This is a genomic window from Pseudomonas sp. D3, from assembly GCF_029320995.1.
Taxonomy (GTDB): domain Bacteria; phylum Pseudomonadota; class Gammaproteobacteria; order Pseudomonadales; family Pseudomonadaceae; genus Aquipseudomonas; species Aquipseudomonas paraveronii.
In genome coordinates this window covers 1840662-1865591 of record NZ_CP119772.1, presented here as the reverse complement: position 1 = coordinate 1865591, position 24930 = coordinate 1840662, and the positions used below count along the sequence as shown (strand labels likewise).

The 24930-nt window shown below is 60.1% G+C and carries 15 protein-coding genes; 9 read left to right on the top strand and 6 right to left on the bottom strand.

Annotated features, from left to right (window positions below):
• The first annotated feature begins 22 nt into the window (after positions 1-22).
• Positions 23-844 (top strand): HDOD domain-containing protein, encoded by an 822-nt coding sequence (locus P3S72_RS08450; protein WP_276196965.1) that lies wholly within the window; start codon positions 23-25, stop codon positions 842-844.
• Here the strand turns inward: P3S72_RS08450 and P3S72_RS08445 are convergent, their stop codons facing one another.
• Together P3S72_RS08445 and P3S72_RS08440 are read right to left on the bottom strand one after the other, a co-directional pair.
• A complete protein-coding gene (locus P3S72_RS08445; protein ID WP_276196964.1) occupies positions 845-2230 on the bottom strand; it encodes a sensor histidine kinase in 1386 nt (461 codons plus the stop codon).
• A complete protein-coding gene (locus tag P3S72_RS08440) occupies positions 2223-2894 on the bottom strand; it encodes a response regulator (protein WP_276196963.1) in 672 nt (223 codons plus the stop codon). Before P3S72_RS08440 ends, P3S72_RS08445 begins: the two co-directional genes overlap by 8 nt.
• Positions 2895-3129: 235 nt before the next feature.
• On the opposite strand from P3S72_RS08440, the gene P3S72_RS08435 reads away from it, so the two are divergent.
• The 7 genes from P3S72_RS08435 (at position 3130) to P3S72_RS08405 (ending at position 15814) form a co-directional block, all read left to right on the top strand.
• On the top strand, positions 3130-4422 hold the full coding sequence (locus tag P3S72_RS08435; RefSeq protein ID WP_276196962.1) for an OprD family porin: 1293 nt from the start codon (positions 3130-3132) through the stop codon (positions 4420-4422).
• A gap of 41 nt (positions 4423-4463) precedes the next feature.
• Positions 4464-5453, top strand: coding sequence for a tripartite tricarboxylate transporter substrate binding protein (locus tag P3S72_RS08430; protein WP_253400351.1), 990 nt, complete (start codon positions 4464-4466; stop codon positions 5451-5453).
• Between the two features lie 60 nt (positions 5454-5513).
• Positions 5514-5972 carry a tripartite tricarboxylate transporter TctB family protein gene (locus P3S72_RS08425; RefSeq protein WP_276196961.1) on the top strand — a complete coding sequence of 153 codons (459 nt, stop codon included), beginning with the start codon at positions 5514-5516 and terminating at the stop codon, positions 5970-5972.
• Position 5973: 1 nt separating this feature from the next.
• Positions 5974-7488 (top strand): tripartite tricarboxylate transporter permease, encoded by a 1515-nt coding sequence (locus P3S72_RS08420; RefSeq protein WP_247407932.1) that lies wholly within the window; start codon positions 5974-5976, stop codon positions 7486-7488.
• Positions 7481-8509, top strand: a complete 1029-nt coding sequence (locus P3S72_RS08415) for an AbrB family transcriptional regulator (protein ID WP_276196960.1) — start codon at positions 7481-7483, stop codon at positions 8507-8509. The genes P3S72_RS08420 and P3S72_RS08415 overlap by 8 nt, the downstream gene beginning before the upstream one ends.
• A 146-nt stretch (positions 8510-8655) precedes the next feature.
• A complete protein-coding gene (locus tag P3S72_RS08410; RefSeq protein ID WP_276196959.1) occupies positions 8656-12066 on the top strand; it encodes a YncE family protein in 3411 nt (1136 codons plus the stop codon).
• A 136-nt stretch (positions 12067-12202) separates the two neighbouring features.
• Positions 12203-15814: a YncE family protein gene (locus P3S72_RS08405; RefSeq protein WP_276196958.1), complete on the top strand. Its 3612-nt coding sequence runs from the start codon at positions 12203-12205 to the stop codon at positions 15812-15814.
• Positions 15815-15923: 109 nt separating this feature from the next.
• On the opposite strand, the gene P3S72_RS08400 is transcribed toward P3S72_RS08405, so the two are convergent.
• The 4 genes from P3S72_RS08400 to ung form a co-directional block, all read right to left on the bottom strand.
• On the bottom strand, positions 15924-18152 hold the full coding sequence (locus P3S72_RS08400) for an autotransporter outer membrane beta-barrel domain-containing protein (RefSeq protein WP_276196957.1): 2229 nt from the start codon (positions 18150-18152) through the stop codon (positions 15924-15926).
• Between the two features lie 266 nt (positions 18153-18418).
• Positions 18419-20362, bottom strand: a complete 1944-nt coding sequence (locus P3S72_RS08395; RefSeq protein ID WP_276196956.1) for a hypothetical protein — start codon at positions 20360-20362, stop codon at positions 18419-18421.
• Positions 20363-20722: 360 nt separating this feature from the next.
• A complete protein-coding gene (locus P3S72_RS08390; RefSeq protein WP_276196955.1) occupies positions 20723-22756 on the bottom strand; it encodes a hypothetical protein in 2034 nt (677 codons plus the stop codon).
• Positions 22757-22986: 230 nt separating this feature from the next.
• Entirely contained in the window at positions 22987-23679 is a 693-nt protein-coding gene (gene ung, locus P3S72_RS08385) for a uracil-DNA glycosylase (protein ID WP_276196954.1), read from the bottom strand.
• A 136-nt stretch (positions 23680-23815) separates the two neighbouring features.
• Here ung and P3S72_RS08380 point away from each other — a divergent pair, with 136 nt between their 5' ends.
• Positions 23816-24928: an enoyl-CoA hydratase/isomerase family protein gene (locus P3S72_RS08380; protein WP_276196953.1), complete on the top strand. Its 1113-nt coding sequence runs from the start codon at positions 23816-23818 to the stop codon at positions 24926-24928.
• Positions 24929-24930 lie beyond the last annotated feature (2 nt).

Genomic DNA, 24930 nt, shown 5'->3' with positions numbered 1-24930 from the left:
TGCAACACCTTAGAGAGCATGAATGAACGAGCTGGCGGAAAAAGTCCAACAGGCTTTGATTGCGGCCATCAACAACGATGACCTGGTGCTGCCGACATTACCGGAAGTGGCCCTGAACATTCGTCAGGCCGCCGAAGACCCGGAGATCGGCATCAGCCACTTGAGCAAAGTGATCGGTCGCGACACCGCGTTGTCGGCGCGCTTGATCAAAGTGGTCAACAGCCCGCTGTTGCGGGCGACGCAGGAAGTCACCGACCTGCACACCGCCATCACCCGGCTGGGCACCAACTACAGCAGCAACTTGGCGATCGGCCTGGTGATGGAGCAGATCTTCCACGCCCGCTCCGAAGTGGTCGAACAGAAAATGCGCGACGTCTGGCGCCGCAGCCTGGAAGTGGCCGGCGTCAGCTATGCCTTGTGCCGCAGCCACAGCCAGCTCAAGCCGGACCAGGCAGCGCTCGGCGGGCTGGTGCATCAGATCGGTGTGCTGCCGATCCTGACCTACGCCGAAGACCATTACGAATTGCTCTCTGATTCGGTCAGCCTCAACCACATGATCGAGAGCATCCACCCGATGCTCGGCGACAAACTGCTAGCGGTCTGGGACTTCCCGGAAATGCTGGCGAAACTGCCAGGCCAATACCTCGACCTGGAACGCGACTCTGCGCGCCTCGACTATATCGACCTGGTCCAAGTTGCCGTGCTGTATTGCCATCGTGGCACCGCGCATCCACTGGCGGATGTGCCGGTCTCCAGCCTGCCGGCGATCAAGAAGCTGCGCCTGGACCCTTACAGCGACAGCGTGCGTGCGGAGCTGGACGAAGCACGGTCGATGTTCTACTGATCAACCGGCGATAAAACTGACCCGCACTTTCAAGCCTGCCGATTCGCCATCATGCAGGCTGATCTGGGCCAAATGCGCGCGACAGATTTCACCAACAATCGCCAGGCCCAGGCCAGAGCCCATGCCCTGCTGGCTGCGACGATAGAAGCGCTCGAACACGCGGTCGCGCTCGTCCAGCGGAATGCCTGGGCCATCATCTTCCACTTCCAGCACCGCCGGTGCCGTCACGCGCAGGATCACATTGCCGCCGGGCGGCGTATGGGCCAGGGCGTTATCCACCAGGTTGCTCAGCAGCTCGTTGAGCAGCGTCGGCTCCCCGCGCATCCACACAGGTGTGTCCGCCTCCAGCGCCAGCGCCACCCCACGCGCATGGGCCAACGGCGCCATGGCCATGCCCAGCTCGCGGGCCAACTGGCTGAGGTCGAGCAGTTGCGCGCCACCTTCGGCAATCGCCCGTGCGCCGTTTTCGATGCGCGCCAGGGACAGCAATTGATTGGCCAGATGGGTCAGGCGATCGGTGCCTTGCGCGGCGGTTTGCAAGGTGCTGCGCCAGATGGCCGGATCTTCGGCGCGCAGGCCAAGTTCCAGGCGTGCCTTGAGCGCGGCCAGTGGCGTGCGCAGTTCGTGGGCAGCGTCAGCGATAAACTGCGCCTGACGCTCGAACTGGCCCCGCAGGCGTTCGGTGAAATGGTTGAGGGAACGCACCAGCGGGCCGAACTCAAGCTGCACTTCGACCAGCGGTAATGGCCGCAGGTCATCGGGCTGGCGCTCTTCCACGGCCGTGCGCAGGCGCTCCAGCGGGCGCAACGCCGCGCTCACGGCAAACCACACCAGCAACAATGCGCCGATGGCGAGCATGCCCAGGCGCAGCAAGGTGTCGGCCATCAGGCCGCGGGCCATGCTGACGCGCGCTTCATCGGTCTCGGCCACGCGGATTTCCGCCATGCCATTCATGTTCGGTTCGGAGACCGCCTTGAGCAGGCTCACTACGCGCACGGCCTGGCCCTGGTACGTGGCGTCGTAAAAACGTGCCAACGCCGGGTAGTCATCGGTGCGCGGCGTGCCAGGTGGCGGGCCGGGCAGGTTTTCGTAACCGGAAATCAGCTTTTGATCAATGTCATTGACCTGGTAATAAATACGCCCGGCGCTGTCGTAGGCAAACGTGTCCAGCGCCACATACGGCACATTCGCGCTCAAAGTGCCGTCGACCTGGGTCAGGCCGGCGGCAATCGTGCGTGCCGAGGCCAGCAGGGTGCGGTCATAGGCGGTGTCGGCGGCTTCGCGGCCGTTCCAGTAGGCGCTCATGCCGCTGGCGACCATCAACAGCACCAGCAACAGCGCCAGGTTCCATAACAGCCGCCAGCGCAGGCTGCTGGGCTTATGCATCGCGGGCTTCCAGCAGGTAGCCGAGGCCACGGAACGTCACGATGGCGATGGGCTGGCCGTCGAGTTTCTTGCGCAGGCGATGTATGTAGATTTCGATGGCATCCGGGCTGGCTTCTTCGTCGAGGCCAAACACCTGGGAAGCCAGTTGCTCCTTACTCATCACCCGGCCCGGCCGCGCGATCAGCGCTTCAAGCACGGCTTGCTCGCGGGACGTGAGGGTCATCAACTCGCCGCCGACCGTGAAACGGCGGATGTCGAGGTCGTAGACCAGTACGCCGCACGCCTGCTGGCGCTCGCCGCCGAGCACGCTGCGCCGCAACAGCGCCTTGACCCGCGCCTCTAGCTCCGTCAGCTCAAACGGCTTGGCCAGGTAGTCGTCGGCGCCCAGGTTCAGGCCATGCACGCGGTCTTTCACATCACTGCGCGCCGTCAGCATCAGCACCGGCAGATTTTTCCCACGCGCTCGCAAACGCGCCAGCACCTCGAAACCATCCATGCGCGGCAAGCCCACATCAAGGATCGCCACCGCGTATTCCTCACTGCTCAAGGCCAGGTCAGCGGACACGCCATCGTGCAACACGTCGACGGTCAAACCCGTGCTCTTGAGCGCCTGGGCGACACTTTCAGCCAGTTGCAAATGGTCTTCAACCAGAAGGACGCGCATGGATTTTTACCTCATTCGGGGGTGGTCGGCGCCACGCTTTGCGAGGCAGTTTACAGGCGCGGCCTAGCCTGTGAAGCCCGAAAACATTGAAAGGCAACTGAAAGGTTAATGAAAGTTTCACCCTTTAGCATCCAGCCACGGTAGGCCATGCCCGCCAAGCTACCTGACCCGTAGCGCCCGAAAAACGCCTCGAAGCGTTTTCGCCAAAATAAGAACAATAACGGAGTACTCAACGATGCTGTCGACACAGCCCCAGGCTTACCCGCCTGTACGTTTTTCCCGCCTGACCCAGACCGCCCTCGCCAGTGCCGCCACCCTTGCCGGCTTTTCGCCGCTTGCCCAAGCCGCGTTCTTCGAAGACAGCAGCGCGACCCTGGAAACCCGCAACATGTACTTCAACCGCGACTTTCGCGACGGCACCAGCGCCCAGCAATCCAAACGTGACGAATGGGCCCAGGGCTTCATGCTCAACCTGCAATCGGGCTACACCGACGGCACCGTCGGCTTTGGCGTGGATGCGCTGGGCATGCTCGGGGTCAAGCTCGACTCCAGCCCCGATCGCACCGGCACCGGCCTGCTGCCCACGCATGACGATGGCCGCGCCGCCAACGAGTATTCCAAGCTAGGCCTGACCGGCAAAGTGAAGATCTCCGCCACCGAGCTGAAGATCGGCGCGCTGATCCCCGAGCTGCCGATCCTCAAGCCCAACGACGGGCGCATCCTGCCGCAAACCTTCAACGGCGGCCTGCTCACCTCGAAAGAATTCAAGAACCTGGTGTTCACCGGCGGCCGCCTGGATAAAGCCAAGGACCGCGACGACACCAACTATGAGGACATCGCCCTCAACAACAAGAACAGCCGCTTCCTGAGTGGCGCCACCGGCAAGCATTTCAACTTCGGCGGCGTCGACTACAAGTTCGCCGACAAGATCACCGGCAGCTACCACTTCGCCCAGCTCGATGACGTGTACCGTCAGCACTTCCTCGGTCTGGTGGCCGCGCGCCCGATGGGCCCCGGCACCTTCGGCACCGACCTGCGCCTGGCGATCAGCGATGACACCGGCGCTGCCCGTGGCGGCAAAATCGACAACACCTCCCTCAACGGCCTGTTCAGCTATGCCCTCAATGGCCATAAGCTCAGCGCCGGCTACCAGCACATGTCCGGCGACAGCGCGTTTCCGTATGTGGATGGCAGCGACCCGTACCTGGTCAACTTCGTGCAGATCAACGACTTTGCCGGCGCCGAAGAGCGCTCCTGGCAGGCACGCTACGACTTCGACTTCGCCAAGCTGGGCATTCCCGGCCTGAGTTTCATGAGCCGTTACCTCTCGGGTGACAATATCAAGCTCAAGAACGGCGAAACCGGCAAGGAGTGGGAGCGCAACAGCGAGATCAAGTACGTGGTGCAAAGCGGCACGTTCAAGGATGTGGCCGTGCGCCTGCGCAATGCGACGTATCGCTCCAACTATTCAGCCCGTGATGCAGATGAAGTACGCCTGCTGGTCAGCTACAGCGTCGCGCTCTGGTAAGCGGTGCCTGGTAATAGCCACTCATAACAACAACGACGGAGATAACCATGACCCTTTCATTGCGTAAATTCGCCCTCGCCGCTGGCTGCATGCTGTTCGCTGGCCAACTGCTGGCCGCCGACGAACCCAAGCGCCCGGAATGCATCGCGCCAGCCTCCCCCGGCGGCGGTTTTGACCTGACCTGCAAACTGGCGCAAAGCGCGCTGGTCAACGAGAAGCTGCTGAGCAAACCGATGCGCGTGACCTACATGCCCGGCGGCGTGGGCGCGGTGGCCTACAACGCCGTGGTCGCGCAGCGCCCGGCGGACGGTGGGACCCTGGTGGCCTGGTCCAGCGGTTCGCTGCTGAACCTGGCCCAGGGCAAGTTCGGGCGTTTCGATGAAAGCGCCGTGCGGTGGCTGGCGGCGGTCGGCACCAGCTACGGCGCGATTGCGGTAAAAAGTGATTCGCCTTACAAAAATCTCGACGACCTGGTGCAAGCACTCAAGAAAGATCCGAGCAAAGTGGTCATCGGTTCCGGCGGCACCGTGGGTAGCCAGGACTGGATGCAAACCGCGCTGATCGCCAAAGCCGCCGGGATCAACCCGCGCGACCTGCGCTATGTGGCGCTGGAAGGCGGCGGTGAAATCGCCACCGCCCTGCTCGGCGGGCATATCCAAGTGGGCAGTACCGACATCTCCGACTCCATGCCGCACATCCTCAGCGGTGACATGCGTCTGCTCGCGGTGTTCTCTGACGAGCGCCTGGACGAGCCGGAAATGAAGAATATTCCCACCGCCAAAGAGCAAGGCTACGACATCGTCTGGCCGGTGGTGCGCGGTTTCTACCTCGGGCCAAAAGTCAGCGATGCCGACTACGCCTGGTGGAAAGACGCCTTCGACAAACTGCTGGCCTCCGAAGACTTCGCCAAGCTGCGTGACCAGCGCGAGCTGTTCCCGTTCGCCATGACCGGCCCGGAGCTGGACACCTACGTGAAGAAACAGGTGGCGGACTACAAAGTGCTGGCCAAAGAGTTCGGCCTGATCCAGTAAACGCCCCTCTGCCGTTCGGCCACGCCCTGCTGAACCCGCGGTGTGGCCCAGGAGTTCTAGATGCTCTTACAACGCATATTTGCCGCCGTGCTGCTACTGGCCTGCGCGGTCCTGGCATTGATGGCCTGGCCCTACCAGGCGTCGTTTTCCTACGAGCCCGTGGGGCCTAGGGCCTACCCGCTGCTGATGCTCGGGCTGATGAGCCTGGCGCTGACCTACATGCTGTTTCGCCCGCAGCCGACCCAGCACACCGAAGACGAACCCGCGCTGGACCGCGCCACCCTGATCAAGATCGGCATCTGCGTCGCGCTGTTGATCGTGTTTGCCGGCACCTTCGAATCCCTGGGTTTCATTCTCAGCAGCATGTTGATCGGTATTCCGATGGCACGGCTGTATGGCGGCCGCTGGGGGCCCAGCGCGGTGATCATCACCTTGATGAGCGTCGGCCTTTATCTGCTGTTCGATAAAGCCATGGACGTTCCGCTGCCCCTCGGCCTGCTCGACGTTCTGGAGAACTGATATGGATACTTTCGGCTATTTGGGCCAGGGCTTCGGCGTTGCTCTGTCCCCCTACAACCTGGTGACCGCGTTGTGCGGCACCTTGATCGGTACCGTGGTCGGCCTGCTGCCGGGCCTTGGCCCGATCAACGGCGTGGCGCTGTTGATCCCCATCGCGTTCGCCCTGGGCCTGCCGCCGGAGTCGGCGCTGATCCTGCTGGCAGCCGTGTACCTGGGCTGCGAATACGGCGGGCGTATCAGCTCGATCCTGCTGAACATCCCGGGCGAAGCCTCCACCGTGATGACCACCCTCGACGGTTACCCGATGGCCCGCAAAGGCCTGGCCGGTGTGGCCTTGTCGTTGTCAGCGTGGAGTTCGTTCATCGGCGCGTTTATCGCCACCTGCGGCATGGTGCTGTTTGCCCCGCTGCTGGCCAAATGGGCGATTGCTTTTGGCCCGGCGGAATATTTCGTACTGATGGTGTTCGCGATTGTCTGCCTCGGCGGCATGGCCGGTGACAAACCGCTGAAGACCTTTGTCGCGGCGCTGATCGGCCTGTTCCTGTCGGCGGTGGGCATCGACGCCAACAGCGGCGTGTACCGTTTTACCGGCGATAACATCCACCTGACCGACGGCATCCAGTTTGTGGTGTTGGTGTTGGGCCTGTTCTCCATCAGCGAGATCCTGTTGCTGCTGGAAAAAACCCACCGTGGCCAGGAAGCGGTAAAAGCCACCGGACGGATGATGTTTAACCTGAAGGAAGCCTCGTCGGTGTTTGCCGTGAACATCCGTTGCGGCCTGCTCGGTTTCATCATGGGCGTATTACCGGGCGCCGGTGCGACCTTGGCGTCGGCGGTGGCCTACATGACCGAGAAACGCCTGGCCGGGGCCAGCGGTAAATTCGGGCAGGGTGACATGCGCGGTCTGGCTGCACCGGAAACCGCCATCGGCGCCTCCGCCTGCGGCGCACTGGTGCCGATGCTGACCCTGGGCGTACCGGGTTCGGGCACCACGGCGGTGATGATCGGCGCCCTCTCGCTGTACAACATCACGCCCGGCCCGCTGTTGTTCCAACAGCAACCGGATATCGTCTGGGGCCTGATCGCCTCGTTGTTCATCGCCAACACCATGCTGGTGATCCTCAACATCCCGATGATCCGCCTCTTCACGCGCATCCTTGCCGTGCCGAACTGGGCGCTGGTGCCGGTGATCGCCATCATCACCGCAATCGGGGTGTACGCGGTCCACGCCACCACGTTCGATCTGTTCCTGATGATTGGTATCGGCATCTTCGGCTACATCCTGCGCAAGCTGGACTTCCCGCTGTCGCCCGTGTTGCTGGGCTTTATCCTCGGCGGCCTGATGGAGCAGAACCTGCGCCGCGCGCTGTCGATTTCCAATGGTGCGCTGGAGATCCTGTGGTCCAGCCCGATCACCTTCGGCGTCTGGGTGTTGACCGCCTTGATGCTGCTGTTCCCGTTGGTACGCATCTATCGCAAACGAGCGCTGCAGCGTCGTACCGTGGCCGATGTCTGAGGCCACCTTTAAACACTGGTGGGGAACACCGCTGGTCGGTCTGGCCGGCGGTTACCTGGCCAGCCTGATCGGCTGGCCATTGCCGTATATGGTCGGTTCATTGCTGGCGATCATCCTCGTGCGTTGCCTCACGCCGTGGCAGTTGGCGGAGATTCCCGGCGGGCGCAAATGCGGGCAATGGGTGGTGGGCATCGGCATCGGCCTGCACTTCACCCCGGTGGTGATCGAGCAAGTGATGAGCCACTTCGGCTTGATCTTCTTCGGCGCGCTGGTCACCAGCCTGTCGAGCGTGGTCGGCGTGTGGTTGATGCGCCGCAGCGGTGAAGACCGCGCCACTGCGTTTTTCTCCAGCATGCCGGGCGGTTCCGGCGAGATGGTCAACCTCGGCGCGCGCAATGGCGCGGTGCTCAGCCGGGTCGCGGCGGGGCAGAGTCTGCGAGTGTTGGTGGTGGTGCTGTGCGTACCGGCGATCTTCAAGTATGTGCTCGACGGTGGCGCGCCGCAGTTTCATCCAGCCCCCGTGAGCTGGGCCTGGCTGGCGCTGCTGTTTCCCGCCGGCGCGCTGGTGGCCTGGGGCTGGCAGCGCTTGCGTCAGCCGAACCCGTGGTTGTTCGGGCCGCTGCTGGTGAGTGCCACCGCCAGTGTGGTGTGGGACCTGCACATCGGCCTGCCCGACGGCGGCAGCCAGCTTGGCCAGTGGCTGATCGGCAGCGGCTTGGCGTGCCACTTCAATCGTCAGTTCTTCCGCCGTGCGCCGTCGTTCATGGCGCGCACCTTGATCGGCACCGCCTTGACCATGGTGCTGGCGACGCTGGCCGCCGTGGGCTTGAGTGCGATGACCCAACTGGACCTGCGCTCGTTGACGCTGGGCATGATGCCCGGCGGTATTGCCGAGATGAGTTTGACCGCTGAAACCCTGCAACTGTCGGTGCCGTTGGTGACGGCGATGCAGGTGATGCGCTTGTTGTTCGTGTTGTTTCTGGCGGAGCCGTTGTTCAGGCATTGGAACCGCCAACCCTAGCGTCTGCCGAGGGTGGCCCGCCCAGGGTCACTACCGCCTGTCGGCACTGTCATTTCTAACAGCTAGCCTGCGCGTGCCCCTTCTGCGTTCAATCCTTGCGTGCCCCGGTCCTTTTCGGCCCCTTTGCCCTGCACGAGGTGATCACGATGGCTCCAGACCTCAACGCCCCCCCTTTCGTCTCGCAGTTGTCGCCTTATATTCCCGGCCTGACGACCCCGGTCGTGGGGTTCTCCGGCGGCGTGTATCAACTGCTGTTGGAGAGCCATGGCAGCACGGGCCTGATTTGCATCTTGCGCGCCTACGCAGGCCAGCTTGAAGGGGATTTCATCGAGTTGCTCTGTGGCGACCTGCTGGTCCCGGTCGACTTCCATACTGTCACCGAGCAAGAAGCGCGCGAAGCGAAGCCGATTACCCTGCACATCTCCATGGCCCGTTTGGCCGACGGTGCGGCCGGGCCCGTGTTTTTCCGGGTGACGCACCTTGATCACCGCGTAGAAGCAACCCAACGCCTGACCCTCAAGATCGACACCGTGGCGCCCACCGGTAACGACCCCATTACCCGCCCGCCGTGGGTCAATGAACAGCTGCCACGGCCACAACCGGCGCAGACCCTGGTCGACTCGGCCGCAGCCGGACGCGGCGTGGTCGTGAGAATCCCGTTTTACCCGCTGGACCTCAACCGGCCTCCGAGTACCTACCGAGCGGTACGCGATCGCATTCGCCTGATCATCGGCGGGCAAATCATCGAGCACATCGTCACAGAGAACGAGGCCAGCGGCCGCAACCCGATTTCGATCACGGTCTATTACGGCACCTGGCTAAGCATCGGCAGCGGCTTTCAGGCCTGTGCCTACGATGTCATCGATGAGGTCGGCAACTACGCGCCGGGGCGCTCGCCGATGCAACTGATCGAAGTGCGGCTTAACCCCAACGAACGGTTGCTGGACGCCGCCCAGATTGTCGAAGCCCCGACAGGCACGCTGGATGCGGACAGGCTGGAAGGCAAAGACGCAACCCTCAGGGTCACCGTCGCGGGGAAAGGCTGGGCGTCGGGCGACGGTCTTCGACTGACCCTCCGGGGGCGTTTGCCGGAAGGCGTCGATGTCGAACAGACCTACAACACCAGTATCACCTCGACCACAACGCCTTTCGTCGACGTCCCATGGCCCAATGCTGACGTGCGCCTGCTCATCGGCGCATTGATCCAACTGAGCTATGAGCGAATTCGCACGGGAGCGGTCAATTTACCCTCGGAAAACACCTTCGTCCAAGTGAACGGAACCCCCGAACAAACCGGCCTTTTAGCACCGCAAGTGCCGGCCGCCAGCGGCGACGTCCTGCATCCCTTGACCGATCCGGTGAGCGTTACGATCGCCGCCTACACCGGCCAAAAGCCGTTTGATCGAGTCACGCTGGTGCTGGAAGGCACCTATGCCAATGGCCACCGTTTTTATCAGGAGCACTCGCTGCCGGCCGGCGAAAGCACCGTCGTGTTCGAACTGCGCAACGGGGTTGACGGTGACATCCGCCAGCTCGATGGCGGCGAGCTGATGCTCTACTACTACATCAACACCGCCGGGGAGCGCCCGCCGTCGACCATTTTGCACCTCAACATCGGCGAGCCCCAGGACGCACTGCCCGCGCCGGAGGTATTGCAAGCACCCGCCCCCGGCTTCACCTTCGACCCCGAGCAATCCCGAGGCAATGCCAACGTGAGGGTTGCAGCGCACGCCGCGTTCACTGAAGGCGCGACGGTCACACTGTACGTCGAAGGCAGCGCCATGGGCGGCAGTGCCCCACCGGACCCGTTCCCTATCACCCGGCCATGGGTCGGGCAGGACCTGGCGTTTGTCATCGCACGGGTGTTTGTCGTGGCCAACCTCAACGGCTCGGCGCGCATTTACTACCGAGTGGAGAAAACCGGCCAGCGCACCCGTTACTCCCAGGCGCGGGTGATGACCGTCGGCAGCGGCCTGCAACTGCCGGTGCCGCATATTCTGGAAAGCACGATCAACGTCGCCGACCCCTCCACCGCCAGGCTCAACCCGCAACATGTGCTGGAGCCGCCGGTCTGCACGTTTCGGGTGAGCTACAAGCCGATGCTGGCCGGCGATGATATCCAGCCGAGATTCAGGGGCACATACGGGATCGGAACGCCCGCCGTCAATCCGCTGCCAGGCGACCCGGTAAAGGGCTATGTCGACTTCATCATCGGTAATCGGGTGATTGCCGCCAACCTGGGCGCAGACGCTGCCTTGTCCTATACCGTGACCCGCGCCGGTGCCACCACCGCATCCCAGGTGCTGACCTTGACCATCGACCCGCTGGCTGAGCAAGTGCTGGACCTGGTCAACGTGCCCCAAGCGTCGAACGGCATCATTAACGCCAACGCGGCGCATAGCGCAGTGATTCAGGCATGGCCGTTCATGCGCACCGGGCAACCGGTGTGGATCGACGTCAAGGCAGCGGCCAATCGGGTGCTGCGCAACGGCACGCCGCTGACCGCCGCAGAGTTCAATGCCAAACGTGTGGAAGTCGCGTTACCCGCCGAGTACCTGCGCTCCTTGCCGACCCTAAGCACCCTGACGGTTGAGGCGCGGGTATCGCTGAACGGCAGCGCCCACAAGGATTTCGCCATCGCGTTGCGCCCTGTCAACTACCGCATTGCCAACACGGTCGGCATTTTCGCCACGATCCCGGTGGGCAGTTCACCCAACGCCCTGGTGCTCAGCCCGGACGGTACGCGGCTCTACGTCGCCTGCGCCTTCGGCCGCACGTCGATCTGGGTCATCGACACCCTACGCAACCGCGTCATCGACAGCTTCGACGTACCAGGCTCGCCCCTGCGCCTGGCCATTCATCCAACGGCCGAGCGCCTGTATGTGACCGACAACAGCAGCGCCACCAACACGCCGATTCGCCTCTACAGCACGCAGGACTATTCGCTGATCGACACGCTGACAGGGTTCACCACCGTCCGAGGCATTCGCTTCAATGCCAACGGCTCGCGCCTGTATGTGGCCGATGAAGGTGCGTCACGCCTGGTCGTCATCGATACAAGCAACCACCAACGCCTGGCCTCGATCCCTGTGCGTGCGCCTATCGATGTCGCCATCAGCCCCGATAACAACCGCGCACACGTGGCCACATTCTTCGACTGGTCCATCATCAATCTGCCGACCAACAGCCTGATCAACAGCGCCGACACCCGCTCCGCCCCCGTCACCATTGCCCATAACCCCCGTGGCTCGCAGGTCTACATCAGCGGCCGAGAAGGCGGCAGCGTCACGATCGGCAACACCTTGACCCAGCGCATCGACCAGACCCTGACCGGGTTGCAGGGCCCCTACGACATCGCCTTCGAACGCGGGCGTGATCTGGCCTACGTGTCGCAGACCGACGGCGACCTGCTGGGCATTATCGATACGCGCTTGCGACGGGTGACTGGCAGCTATGCCGGGTTCAACAAACCGCGCGGGGTGGTGGTGGCTCCAGACGGTTCCCACGGCTACGTGGCCAATATCGGCGGAGATTCAGTGTCGCTGGTGGTGTTTTAGCTGACGGACAAGTCGGGGTTTACCGTTCGTCGGCACTGTCATTTCTCACAGCTAGGCAGCCCCTGGCTCACGGCGTTGAATCGAACGAGCCGACGCCTCGCGTCAGTCGTCCAATCAACTGCTGAGGATTACGATCATGACTACAGTCTCCGATGACCAAGCGCTCATTCCCGCCAACGACGCTTTGCCCGTGTTGCCCTACGATCCTCCAAACGATCAATACAGCACACGCGAGCCAGACGAGCCACGGCCGGAAGGCTTCACGTTGCCTCAAGTCGACGGCGCGGTATTGACCCCTCAGTCGTTTCGCCAGACGCCGTTCGCCGACCTTCCCCTGTACCTGCCGACGCTGAGTAACCCTGTCGTCAGTTTCGACGGCGGGCTTAACTGGGCGGCGCTGGAGGTGAGTGACAAAGGTGTCACCTGCATTCTGTTCAGCTACCTGAACCAGGCAGAAAACGACTTCATCGAGTTGAAGCTCAACGACGATCGGGTTGGTTTTCACACCGTGACCGAAGACGAAGCCCTCAAAGGCACGCAGATTGTCCTGTACGCACCCAGCGAGCGTTTCATCAGGGAGGCAGGCAATACGCTGCAGGCATTCGTAACACCGTTGGGAGGCAACGGCCAACAGACCAAACGCTTCAATATCAAGGTTGACATCGAACACCCCGGTGGCCGCGACCCGATAGCCAACACAGGGCAAAACGAAAACTTGCCCAAGCCGATATTTCCCGACGACGTCATACAATTTGGCGTGGACAGCGACACCGCGGGTAAAGGCGTACCGGTGATCATCGACTATTACCCGGTGGACCGCGGGCTACCGGTCGTCAACCACCGCAAGGTACGAGATCGCATTCGCCTGAGCATCGGCGGGGTGGTGGTTGAACACAGTGTCAGCGAATTTGAAGCTGCGGGTACTGCACCCATTACCATCTGGGTCTACGCGAGCACCTGGGCCACCGTGGGCAGCGGGGTTCATATCTGTGAATACAACGTTATCGACGAGGTAGGCAACGCGTCCCTAGGGTTCTCACCCGACCAAGAACTGGAGGTGCGCCTTGACAATGGGACGCAGCCGCTGCTGCGTCAAGCCTATATTGATGAGTCCGAGCAGGATGCCGACGGTCACGATCAACTCGATGCCGATGCGCTCGATGGCAAACCGGCGACGATTATTGTTGCAGTACGCAATGAAGGTTATCTCGCCAACGATACGATTCGTGTGAGGGTCAACGGCCTCACCGCCGATGGTGTTCGGATTATCACGTTTTACGATTTCCCGGTCGTCTCACCGACCATCCTCACCGCAAAGATCCCCTGGCCGTTCGCAGACATCCTGCCGCTGGTCAAAGGCCGCATTCAGCTAACCTATCAGCGCATACGCACAGGCGTTCTACCGCAAAACTCCGAGAGCGCGAAACTCAACATCATCGGCAATCCTGTCGAGACCGGCCTGGCAGCCCCCATTGTTGATGCCGCCATTGGCGGCACGCTGCCTGATCCCACCGTCAACCCGTTTGAAGTGCTCATCAAGCCCTACCCTGGCCAGCTTTCCAACGATCGCGTCACGCTGGTACTGGAAGGTACCTTCGCCAATGGCAAGCCTTACTACGCCGAATACAGCGATATGGCAGGCACCGGTGACATTTACTTTGACTTGCCCAACGGCCCCAGCGGGCCCATCGCTCAGTTGGATGGCGGCTCTCTCGTGCTTTATTACCGAGTCAACAATCGGCCGCCATCACGTCGACTGGAGCTCAGTATCGGCGAGACCCAGGCCTCATTGCTCGCCCCGACCACGCGGCAGGCTGTGCCGCCCGATCATGTGTTCAACCCGCTCGTCAGCAAGGCCAACCTGAACGTCACCGTTCACCACCATGCCAGTTTCGTACTGAACGCCGTTGTGACCCTGCACTTTGAGGGCAGCAAGGCGGGCGGCAGCAATCCGCCCATCGCCTTCCCGATCGATCCAAACTGGTTGGGGACCGACCTGCCCTTCACGATTCCCCGAAATATCGTCCTGAACAACCTGAACGGTTCGGCACGCCTCTACTACACCGTCGATGCACCTGGACAGCCACGCCAGCTCATCTCCCATGACCTGGTGATTACCGTAGGCGGCGCACTGGAGTTGCCAGAACCGGTCGTACTGGAGGCTACCCCGATCAAGCCGCCCAGCCTCGCCTCGATCAACCCCCAACATGTACTGCCGCCGCGCCCTGCCATTGTCACGGTCCGCGTGACCTATGCCATGCTCGCCAGCGATAACGTCAAAGTGCACATCATCGGAGCAAACGGTTTCGGGATTGGGACACCGAATATCCCGATGAAACCCGGCATCCCTGATGCAGGGACGGATTACATCACGTTCACCACGACCAACGTATTCGTAGGGGCAAACCTGGGTCGCACGTGCCGGGTATTTTTCGAGGTGACTCGCGACGGCGCCACCACCCCGTCCCGGGAATTGACGCTGGAGGTCGAGAACCTGTCGGAGCAGGATTTCGACTTGGTCAGCATTCCTGAAGCCTCGGGTGGGGTGATCAATACGGCGGTGGCAAACAACGTGCGGATTGATAAATGGCCGTTTTGCAGGGTCGGGCAGCCCGTGTGGATTAAGTTACTCAGCACGACCAATCGTGACCTGCGGCTTGCGGTCGGCGTGACATCGGCGGAATTCAATGCCGGGCGCACGCTTGACCTGATACCCGCCAGCTATTTGTCGAGCCTGGATAACAACAGCAAGGTCGAGGTCGTAGCCTCGGTATCGATGGATGAATCCGGCAGCCTGGAAACGGCTCAGCACTTCAAGGTGGCCACTTATGTGACGCGTAAGGGGGCCGGGGAGATTATTCGTGAGATCCAGGTTGGGAATGGTCCGTTTGAAATTGTGATCAGTCGTGACAGCTTAACTGCGTGTGTCACAAACCAACGTACTTCAGGCATTTCAATCATTAATCTTGCGACTAATGCAGTTAGAACAATAGCCTTTGGCAACGGCGTTGCTAAACTGGCATTGCATCCTACCGATTCAAGGCTTTTCCTTACAAACAGCCATTCAAATTATTATTTTGTTATTCCAGTCCTTGATATCAGTTCTTTCTCCTTCACTACCCCCTACAATCACGGCTATTCAACCTATGCAATATGTCTTAACCCCAGCGGTTCGCGAATGTTTGTCGGCCAGAGGTCTGGCGGCACTACTGCTGCATTCTGGAGCTACAACACCGTAAGTAATGTGTTCTTAGGGGGCCACGCTGGCACACCCAACCCCCGAGCGTTGACAACTAACCCACAAGGCACAGCAGTGTTTGCCACGGGTAACGCCACAGAGCGCTTTATTCTCAGCAGCGGAGTCCGCACACATACCCTAATCAACAGTGGGGTCGCTCAGAATCTTGCCCACAGCCCACTTAACGCACACGCCGAGCTGCTCTACGTGTCCGTATCAGCCGCGAACAAACTTGATATATACAGCACCAGCAGCGAAAGCCTTAGTTTCATCACATCCATCACAGGCCTAAGTGACCCACGAGGTATAGCCTTCCACCCCACCCTAGCGATAGCCTATGTCGCGGAACTAAACGGTAACAGTGTCAGAGTCATTGATACGGTTACCGGAACACCTGTCGGTATTATAAACGGCTTTGATCAGCCCAACGGAGTGGCTGTCACCCCCGATGGTAAAACATTGTTGGTCTGCAACTCTGGCAACACGACCGTGGCGGAGGTGAGCATTTAAAAACCACCCGCACTGCTTTAAAGCCTAAAAAAATGCCCCGCCTCTTTCGAGACGGGGCATTTTTATTACTGCGCGGCTTATACCGCTACCGCGCTACACATCCAGCCCTTTAAAAATCGTAGCGCAAGCCCAGGTTAACCCCGTACGGCTGCTTGATGTTCTTGCCCGTGCTGTGTTCCAGATCCGCATGCAGCTTCAGGTTCTGCGACACCGACATCGCCACACCCGCACCCAGTTTCAGGCGCGAACCCGACAAGTCGTTGTTGAACGAGTTGTCGTTGACGAACACTTTGTTGCTCTGATCGAACTCGTGGGCTACCGCCGCCTTCAAGTACGGCTGCAATACACCGCCGCTTTCCAGCTGGATATTGCGCCCCACGGTGGTACCGAGTTCGCCGATCACGGTGCTGGAGCGGTCACCCTTGGCGTCCAGGCCGTTGTCCAGCGTGTAGCTCTGGGCCTGGGTGATCACGGCAGCGAGTTGACCATACGGTTCAACGAAGAAACCGTCGTCCAACGTGATGTGGCGACCGACTTCCGCCGAGGCGCCCACCGCGTTTTGCGTGTAGTTACCCTTGGCTTTCTTGCCGTCGCTCATGGCCACATCGGACTCGTTGTGAAAGCGGTTGAACTTGAGCACGCCGTCGAAGTAGAACCCGCTCTCGGCATCCAGCCAGGTGGCGTAACCGCCTACGTAGTAGCTGTTGATGGTTGCACTGCTGCCACGGTTCAAGTCCAGGTCCGAGGTGCTGTGACCGACCATTGCACCGATCAACCACTGGCCATCGCCGCCCGACACCGGCGCGTCGGCACCGAGCGCGAAGCCGCGTTGCGACTGGCTGTAACCCAGGCCGGTCTTGTCGTTGGACACTTCATACTTGTTGCCGTAGGCACGGGTCCAGAACCCGGCCGACTGACCTTCGCTGAAGCGCAGTTCGCCCATGCGGGTACGCAGGGTGGTCATTTCACCCAAGAGCACAGTGGGCGCTGCGTTGAACAATGCCAACACCGAGTTGGTGCTCGGGCTGATCACCTTGCTGTCCGGGTCGAGCAGCCAGTCCTGGCCTGCGTTTTCATTGATCAGGCTGTAGGAATAGGTGCCCACATCCACGCGGTCGCCGATCAGGCTGAACTGGGCGCCACCGTCTGCGGTGTGTACCACGTGCAGGCGGTCACCGCTCAACGGGTCGGCGCCGCTGCTGGCGATCAGCAGTTTGTGGTCGCCCGACGAAGTGCCGGTCACGTTAAGGAAATCGCCGGTCAGGGTGGCAAAGTCCGCGCTCATGATGAAGGTGCCGTTACCCGACAGGTTGGCCACGTCCAACTGGTAGAACGTACCGGTCTCGCCGAACTTGACGTTACCGCCGCTCAGGGACAAGTCGCCGACCTGCTGGTGGTCGACCATCACCCAGGTGGCGTCGCTGTTGATCGCCAGTTTGTCGACGTTCTCCAGGCGGCCGGTAAGGATCGAGCCGTTGTTGAGACCGACACTCGCGTTGCCACCAGTGTTGATCACGTCGCCGTTCATGAATGCGCCGTCAAGGCTCAGGTCGAGGGCACTGCCCGCACCCACCTGGATGTTGCCGGCCAAGGCGCTGTTGTTGACGCGCATGTTGGCATTGCCGCCGCCGGTCAGCTCCAGCATGTTGCCATTCTGGCCGTTCAAGGTAGAGCCATTCAGTATGTCGATTTCCGCCGTGATCGGGCCGTCCACGTTGATCGCCGGGCCGTTAAGACCGATCACCCGAGAACCGTCCAGCGTCAAATGCGGCGACTCGCTTGCCGTCAAGGTATCACGGCCCATGCGAACACCACTGGTGGCGCCGGTAATCTCACTGCCCGTCGCGATGGCCGAGCCACCCAGCAGCCTCAAGCCCTCTCGGCTTTTCCCGGTCAGCACCGAGTTGTTGAGTTCCAGCACGCTGTGGGAGGTGACGTTGGCGCCATAAGTCGCCCCAGTGATCCCACTGCTGTTTACCTGGGCATAGGAGCCGGTGGTGGTGTCAACCTGACGAGCGACGTTCAAACCACCATTGTTATGACTCGTAACCTGGGAGTTCGAAATCGTGGCGGTCGAATTGCTGAGCGAAATCGCCGGCTGGGTGCTATCAGCAGAGGTCACCGTGGCGGCCGTCACATTCAGCGTCGACCCGGTGGTAGCCTGAAGGCGTTTGACAACAGCACCCGTGGTGACATTGAGGGTTGCATTATTGCGGGCAATATATTCCTGGGCAGCGGTTCCAGGGCCGACGTCAAGTTTGCCGCTGCCAATGCCGCCATCCACAATCACCGCTGAAAACGCCTGCTGACTCAGCAGGTACAACGGCGCAACAGCCATAAGTTTGACAAAGGTCGATAAACGCGAATAACGAAAACAATGAGAAGCCGAAAAAGTCATGTCATGTAGTCTCAGAAGTAAGTGCCAGTTTGAACCCGGAACCCGTATCGAAGAGGTTTCCGTTTTCCACGGCGCAGAGACTAATGACCTGAGTTCCCAATGCGTGTAGGACTTTCCTTAAGGTATCCAGTAATAACGGCGATAGTTCACCGCTTAAATAGAAAGGCCCGCGCCCCTCACGAGAGGAGCGCGGGCCAAGTCATCTATCAAAGTGTTCCGCTGCGACGGGTCGCACCAGGAACACAGGTCGGAGGTGTGCTGCCGGTACTGAAAAGATCCCAACCTGCCCGGACCTCGTCGGAAATACCCCGGTCTCCCGTCGAGGGCCGAAAGAGTTTCCAACGTATGCCGACAATGCCTCGACCGTTAGTCCCCGTGAAGTCTTCGAACCAGGCATTCAAATTCAGGGGCACGTCCAGCCCGAGGTTGACATGGCTGCTGTCGATCGTGAACTCAGCACTCTCCACGGGTGTGCCGACAGGCGCGCCGATAGGCATCCCAACCGTGGGGAAAGCATACCGAGTGGCCTCAACGATGACCCTGTCATTCACCTCGAGCACCAAAGGGTCCAGGACTTTGATGGGAACGCCCGTCCATGGAACATGCGTACAATTGATGAGCGCGTTGTAGTTGGGATTGCCTGTGACGGGCCTGAATCTGATAAAGGCCGCATCGGCCAGCCCTGCCAAATTGAAGATTTCCACGATGACATCTTCATGGGGCGAGTGTTTGTAATTGACGGCATCCCGGATGACGCAATACAGCATGATGGTACCGTTGCCCACAGTGTCAATATCGTCCCAATCCACCGTAAAAGGCACTAGAAACCCTACCGCCTCTGTGCCTGTTACGGGGTAGGTGCCGACCACTATGTCTTTGTAGACGAGATCAATGAAATCACCTGACTCCAACCCCTCTGGCAACAGGAAAGTGGCCGTTGCATCAAAACCACGATCTTTTTCAGAGAGACGGTTGGGCGGGCTGGGCAGCGGCCCGCCGCCAATAAGCTGCGGTTTAGCCAGGGCGGGGTCTACAGGGCCTTCACCAGGGTTTGTGGTGCCCGGCTCACGCAAGTCAACATCCACCATCACCGGTGCCGCTGGGTAGATTGGCCCCCCCGTGCGTTCAATCGTGAGTTGGACAGTCGCCGTGTAGAAGTTGCCGCCGTCTGCAATAGCGGCATAATTTGCCGGAATATCAATAGGGACAATGGCCATGCCAATAGATTGACGGTAGATCTCAACTGTCCCCCAGCGAGCCACCAAAACATCATTTGGCAGATGGCCGGTCAACGTTTGCAGTCGAACCGTCACGCCGTTACGCGCTTCTTCCTTATCGATCAACGGCCCTTCGAGTACCGAAATGGTGCCAAATACCGGTGCTTCGTTGAGGCTGACTCGCACATAGTTGGGAAGGGAACGAACAGTGGCGGTACCGCCCCGATCAGTCAGGCTATAAGCAACTTCAATCACACCGGCTTTCGCCAGAATAATATTCGTTGGGATAATGACAGTAATGGGCCCCGTCAGCGGCACAGTACCGTCGAGTGAAACCGTGGAGTCCCCCACCCAAATACGATAGGTGTCACCACCGCGACGGTCTGCAGGTTCAGGAATGGTACAGGTCAAGCCAGTCTTTCCGACCAGAAAGCCGGGGGTCAGCTCAGAACCGTAGTCTTCAAATTCAATGATACCGGGCTGTACGTTTTGGTTCGGGTCCTGAACGTCTACATAAACACGCAGGGTGTTGTAGTTTTCAGGGTTGCCAGAGGAGTTGATCACATGGACGTCGATGTCTTTGACCCCATGGCTTTGTAGCGCGGACTTAGGCCCGAGATCAATAACGACGGGATCGGGCAGGGGGTCCAACCGCGGATAGAAGTCTATAAACACACGCTTATTGTCTACAAACACGCTAAGTATTTCATCCTCCACTTCAGTACCCCGGTTCCACGGACGAAGTCTCAGTACAACCCCCGCCAGTTGCATCGCCCGAGGCACGACATTCCTGTGAGGATCCCCCGGGACGGGCTGAAGCAAACCATTAATAACCGGAGCCTCATGCAAAGAGGGATCATTGTCGGGATCATCCCAGTCCTCATTGGGAGTGATGGGTTGATTATTAACAATCGGAGGCGTTTTGTTGGACATGATTAAAACTCCTGATAAGGAAAAGTATCTATCCGGGTATAAAACCTCTGCGTGACTGCACACCCAGGTATCATTTCTCGGAATACACCAACAATCATCAACACCGCCGAGTCGGTATAGTTGCTGACAGCCCACTTATTAAATGAAATTAATCGTCGCCCCGTAACTGTCAAACTTGACAGTATCGCCCCCCCGCCCAAGTGTGCTGCCTGCCGACGAACATACAAATTGCATCAGCAGCGCAATAACGGAGTGTTCACCGTGGCCCCTTAACACCAAAATAATCTAACGCGGCTCAACTGGTTTTTAATAATCAACCCGCCCAAGAAACGGAAGGGCATTGCGCCCTTCCGAAGCGGTTTAATCGTCCGACAGGCAAGGCGGCGCACCACCCGGCCGAATCAACTTGATAAACACCAACCTAAATGGGGAGTAGCCCATCCCGCCTCCACCGGCTTTGATAATTTGGTAGCGTGCTACGGCAGAGCCATGTCGAGGATTAAGCTCACCTGCCGGCGGTTTCACCAACCCTGGAAGCAGGATATAGGGGTCGAACGGCACCCGGAATTCATACCCGTCACGGGCCTCCTCCGCCGTCAACGTATGACTGAACATCTGAACCGCTTCAGGGATAATGCCGCCTGGGTTTCCGCTCGGGTTTGCATAGCTTGCCCAGTGCAAAACCACCTCATCCCCATCGTCCCAGCGGTTGTCTGCGGGTATGTAGACACCTACGCCGTTCACCCAAGGCCGCAACGCGCAACCGATAAACCCTGCATCGGGCCCTGGACCGTAGTCGACCCCTACGTATTCAAGGTCTTTCACGTCAACGATGGCTACGATATTGACGTCCACCTGGGTGTCTTGCGCACGCTGGCGGTTAACACCGTTGAACGTCCAATAGAAGAAGGGGACCGTGCCGCCAATCAACAAAGGCTCAATCACATTCCAATCGACTAGCCACTCGACTTCCTGCCCAGCAACGTCACTCGCTAGCACCTGGTACGTCGCGAGGGGGTCGGGATGGATGCCTACCATTAACTCCAGCAGTTGGCCGGCAACAGGCGCGTTATAAAGGCGGGTTACCACACGCACCTGTAACCCCACGTCATTGATGGTCAACCGGTTGTCACCATCCCTACCCTTGACCGTCACCAACTCCAGTAACTGGTTGACGGGGTTTGGATTATTCGGGCTCACGGCGCCGGCAACCGTAAGGTCTACTGGCACAAACCGGATGGGCGATGGCCTGGCGGGCGCTGTGCCACGCTGCCAGCGGTATTCTGCCCTGACGGTCCCACGGACGAACTCAGCGCCACCACTGGCCAAAACCGCATACGGGATGGGCACCGTGATAGGCCAGTGCTGAACATCAGCAATCTGGATAGCCGACAGGGGGTTAAGATCCCATGAGGGCAGGAGAAAGTCGCCCGGTGCCGTACCGAACACTTCAGGGATATTCATAAACACGCCGCCAAGTTCACGGGCGTCACTGAGGTTGATCAACCCATCATCCAATTGAGGGATATCCACAATCGGCAGGTTGACGGGCGTGGGCGTCAGATTGATTAACAGCACGGCGGTACGCGATGGGCCAGACTCGCGGCCCGAGCGGTCTCGCAGGTAATAATGGGCGTTGTATTCCCGATTGGCCAAACCGCGCAGAAAGTCGCCCGGGAAATGAATCTCAATGGGCAAAGTGCCGTCCTTGTGCGCCTGGACGATAGTCGTGGTGGCGACCACGGTCAGTTGCCGTGGGCGTTTGCGCAAAGGCCTGCTGAAAGGCAGTGGCGTGAGGTCAGCCTCGACAACATCGCCTAGGCGTATGTCCAGCCACGCTGGGGTAATGGTCGCGACAACCCTGTCGTTGTTGGCGGGATTGTCAAGATACGCATCGGTGACACCCTGGGTCTGAATATCAATATCGAATTGTAATGGCGTACCGCGCTGCCCCTGATTGGGCCCGACCTTGTCACTGTCCAACAAGGTGACGAATGAAGGAACGGGGTCATTCCCGCTGCTTTCTCTTAATATCACTTGGTATTGCAAGCGATGCAGACCAGGAACATCCATCAGAGCTGGAGGGACCAAACCATCGGCATCGGGAAGGTCGGTCGCATCATAAGGCGCCGTCAATCTTTTGCTCTGAAACGGCACGCCATTCAAGAGCCATTCAACGAGAGTGATATCCCCGGGATCCAGAAGGTCAGCACCGGACCACATCGCGGGCACCTCAACCCGTAACCCCGTGCTTTGAAAGGTCACCGGTATTTTATGGCCGGTATCATCTGCCTCCAGGGGTAACGCATCAGGCGCTTCGGGCGCATCCAGCACCAAGACACCGGGGTCTATCCTACGGCGGGGTTTCGAGGTAAGCGGAGTCGGTTCGGTCATGTCTAGTCTCCTTGGCGATCTTCAAAAAACGGCCATTGACCACCGCCTGGGGGGTTACCCGATCCGGAGGTCAGAGAGAATAGTTAATACGCTTGAGCTCAAGGTGAATACTGTCAGAACTAACAGGTACATCCGCCAACTGAAGAAAAAGGGTGCGCCATGAAAAACAAAAAATACTTTAAATATCAAAAACTTATATCAAAAGACAGTCTTTCATCGCAGCCCTAGCGTCAGACCGGTGGCAACACCCAATCAATCGGCGCTTCACCATTTTGCTCAAGAAACTTGTTGGTGCGGCTGAAATGCCCGCAGCCCAGAAACCCGCGATACGCCGACAACGGCGACGGGTGTACCGACGTCAGCACCAGGTGCTTGGTCGCATCGATCAGCTTCTGCTTGCTCTGCGCATGGGCGCCCCACAACAGGAACACCAAATGCGGCTGGTGCTCGCTGACGACTTCGATAATCCGGTCGGTAAAGAACTGCCAGCCCTTGCCCGCATGGGCGTTGGCGTTGGCGCGTTCGACGGTCATGGTGGTGTTGAGCAGCAACACGCCCTGGTCGGCCCAGCGTTGCAGGCAGCCGTGGTTGGGGATGTCGATGTTCAGGTCGCGCTTGAGCTCTTTATAGATATTGACCAGCGACGGCGGCGCCGGCACGCCCGGTTGCACCGAGAAGCACAGGCCGTGGGCCTGGCCGGGGCCGTGGTAGGGGTCCTGGCCGAGGATCACCACCTTGACCTTGTCCAGCGGCGTGGAGTTGAGGGCGTTGAAGATCAACGGGCCAGGCGGGTAGATCTCCTTGCCGGCCGCGTGCTCCTGGCGCAGGAACTCACGCAGTTGGGTCATGTAGGGCTGCTCGAACTCATCGCGCAGGGCGTGTTTCCAGCTGGGTTCGAGTTTGATACGGTCGCCTTCGGTCATGATTGACTTGTCTTGTAAAAAAGAATGAGGCGAACCCTAGGAAAGCCGACCCCGCTTGTCAATTGATCTGACACACAACCGGCGCTTTCCCATGAAGCGATCATACTGAATCTTCACCTTCCCGATTGAGGTCACGATGAACCTGCACTTCGAAGAGCTGACCGGCAGCGGTGGCGCTCGCATCGGCATCGCCAGCCTGGACGCCGAAAAGTCCCTCAACGCCCTCTCCCTGCCGATGATCCTGGCCCTGGGCGAACGCCTGGACGTCTGGGCCAAAGACCCGAACATCGTCTGCGTGCTATTGCGCGGCAATGGGCCTAAAGCGTTCTGCGCCGGCGGCGAAGTGCGCAGCCTGGCCCAGGCCTGCCGCGAACAACCCGGCGTGGTGCCGGACCTGGCCGCGCAGTTTTTTGCGGCGGAATATCGCCTCGACTATCGCCTGCACACCTACCCCAAACCGTTGATCTGCTGGGGCCACGGTTATGTGCTGGGCGGCGGCATGGGCTTGCTGCAAAGCGCATCGGTGCGCATCGTCACCCCCAGCAGCCGTTTGGCCATGCCCGAGATCAGCATCGGCCTGTACCCGGACGTGGGCGCCAGTTGGTTCCTGTCGCGCCTGCCAGGCAAGCTCGGGTTGTTCCTCGGCCTTACAGGCGCGCATATCAACGGCCGCGACGCGCTGGATTTGGGCCTGGCCGACCGTTTCCTGCGGGAGGACCAGCAAGACGAACTGCTCGAAGGCCTGCTGCAACTGAACTGGCAGGAACAGACCGCGATGCAGCTCAACAGCCTGCTCAAGGCCTTGGCCCAGGAAGCCGTCGACCAGCAACCCGAGGCGCAATGGCTGCCACGCCGAGCGCAGATCGATGAATGGCTGGATGTCAGTGACGTGCGCTGTGCCTGGCGTGCCTTGAGCCTGTTGCGCGACCACGCAGACCCGTTGTTCAGCCGCGCCGGCACGACCCTCAGCGAAGGCTGCCCGCTGACCGCGCACCTGGTGTGGGAACAGCTCCAGCGCGCCCGCCACCTGTCGCTGGCCGAGGTGTTCCAGATGGAATACACCCTGAGCCTGAACTGCTGCCGCCACCCGGAATTCAGCGAAGGGGTCCGCGCGCGGTTGATCGACAAAGACCAGAAGCCTCATTGGCATTGGCCGGATATCAATGCCATTCCAGAGGCTGTGGTGCAGGCCCACTTCAACAAAGCCTGGGAAGGCCGCCATCCGCTTGCGGATTTCTCCTACTTTTGACA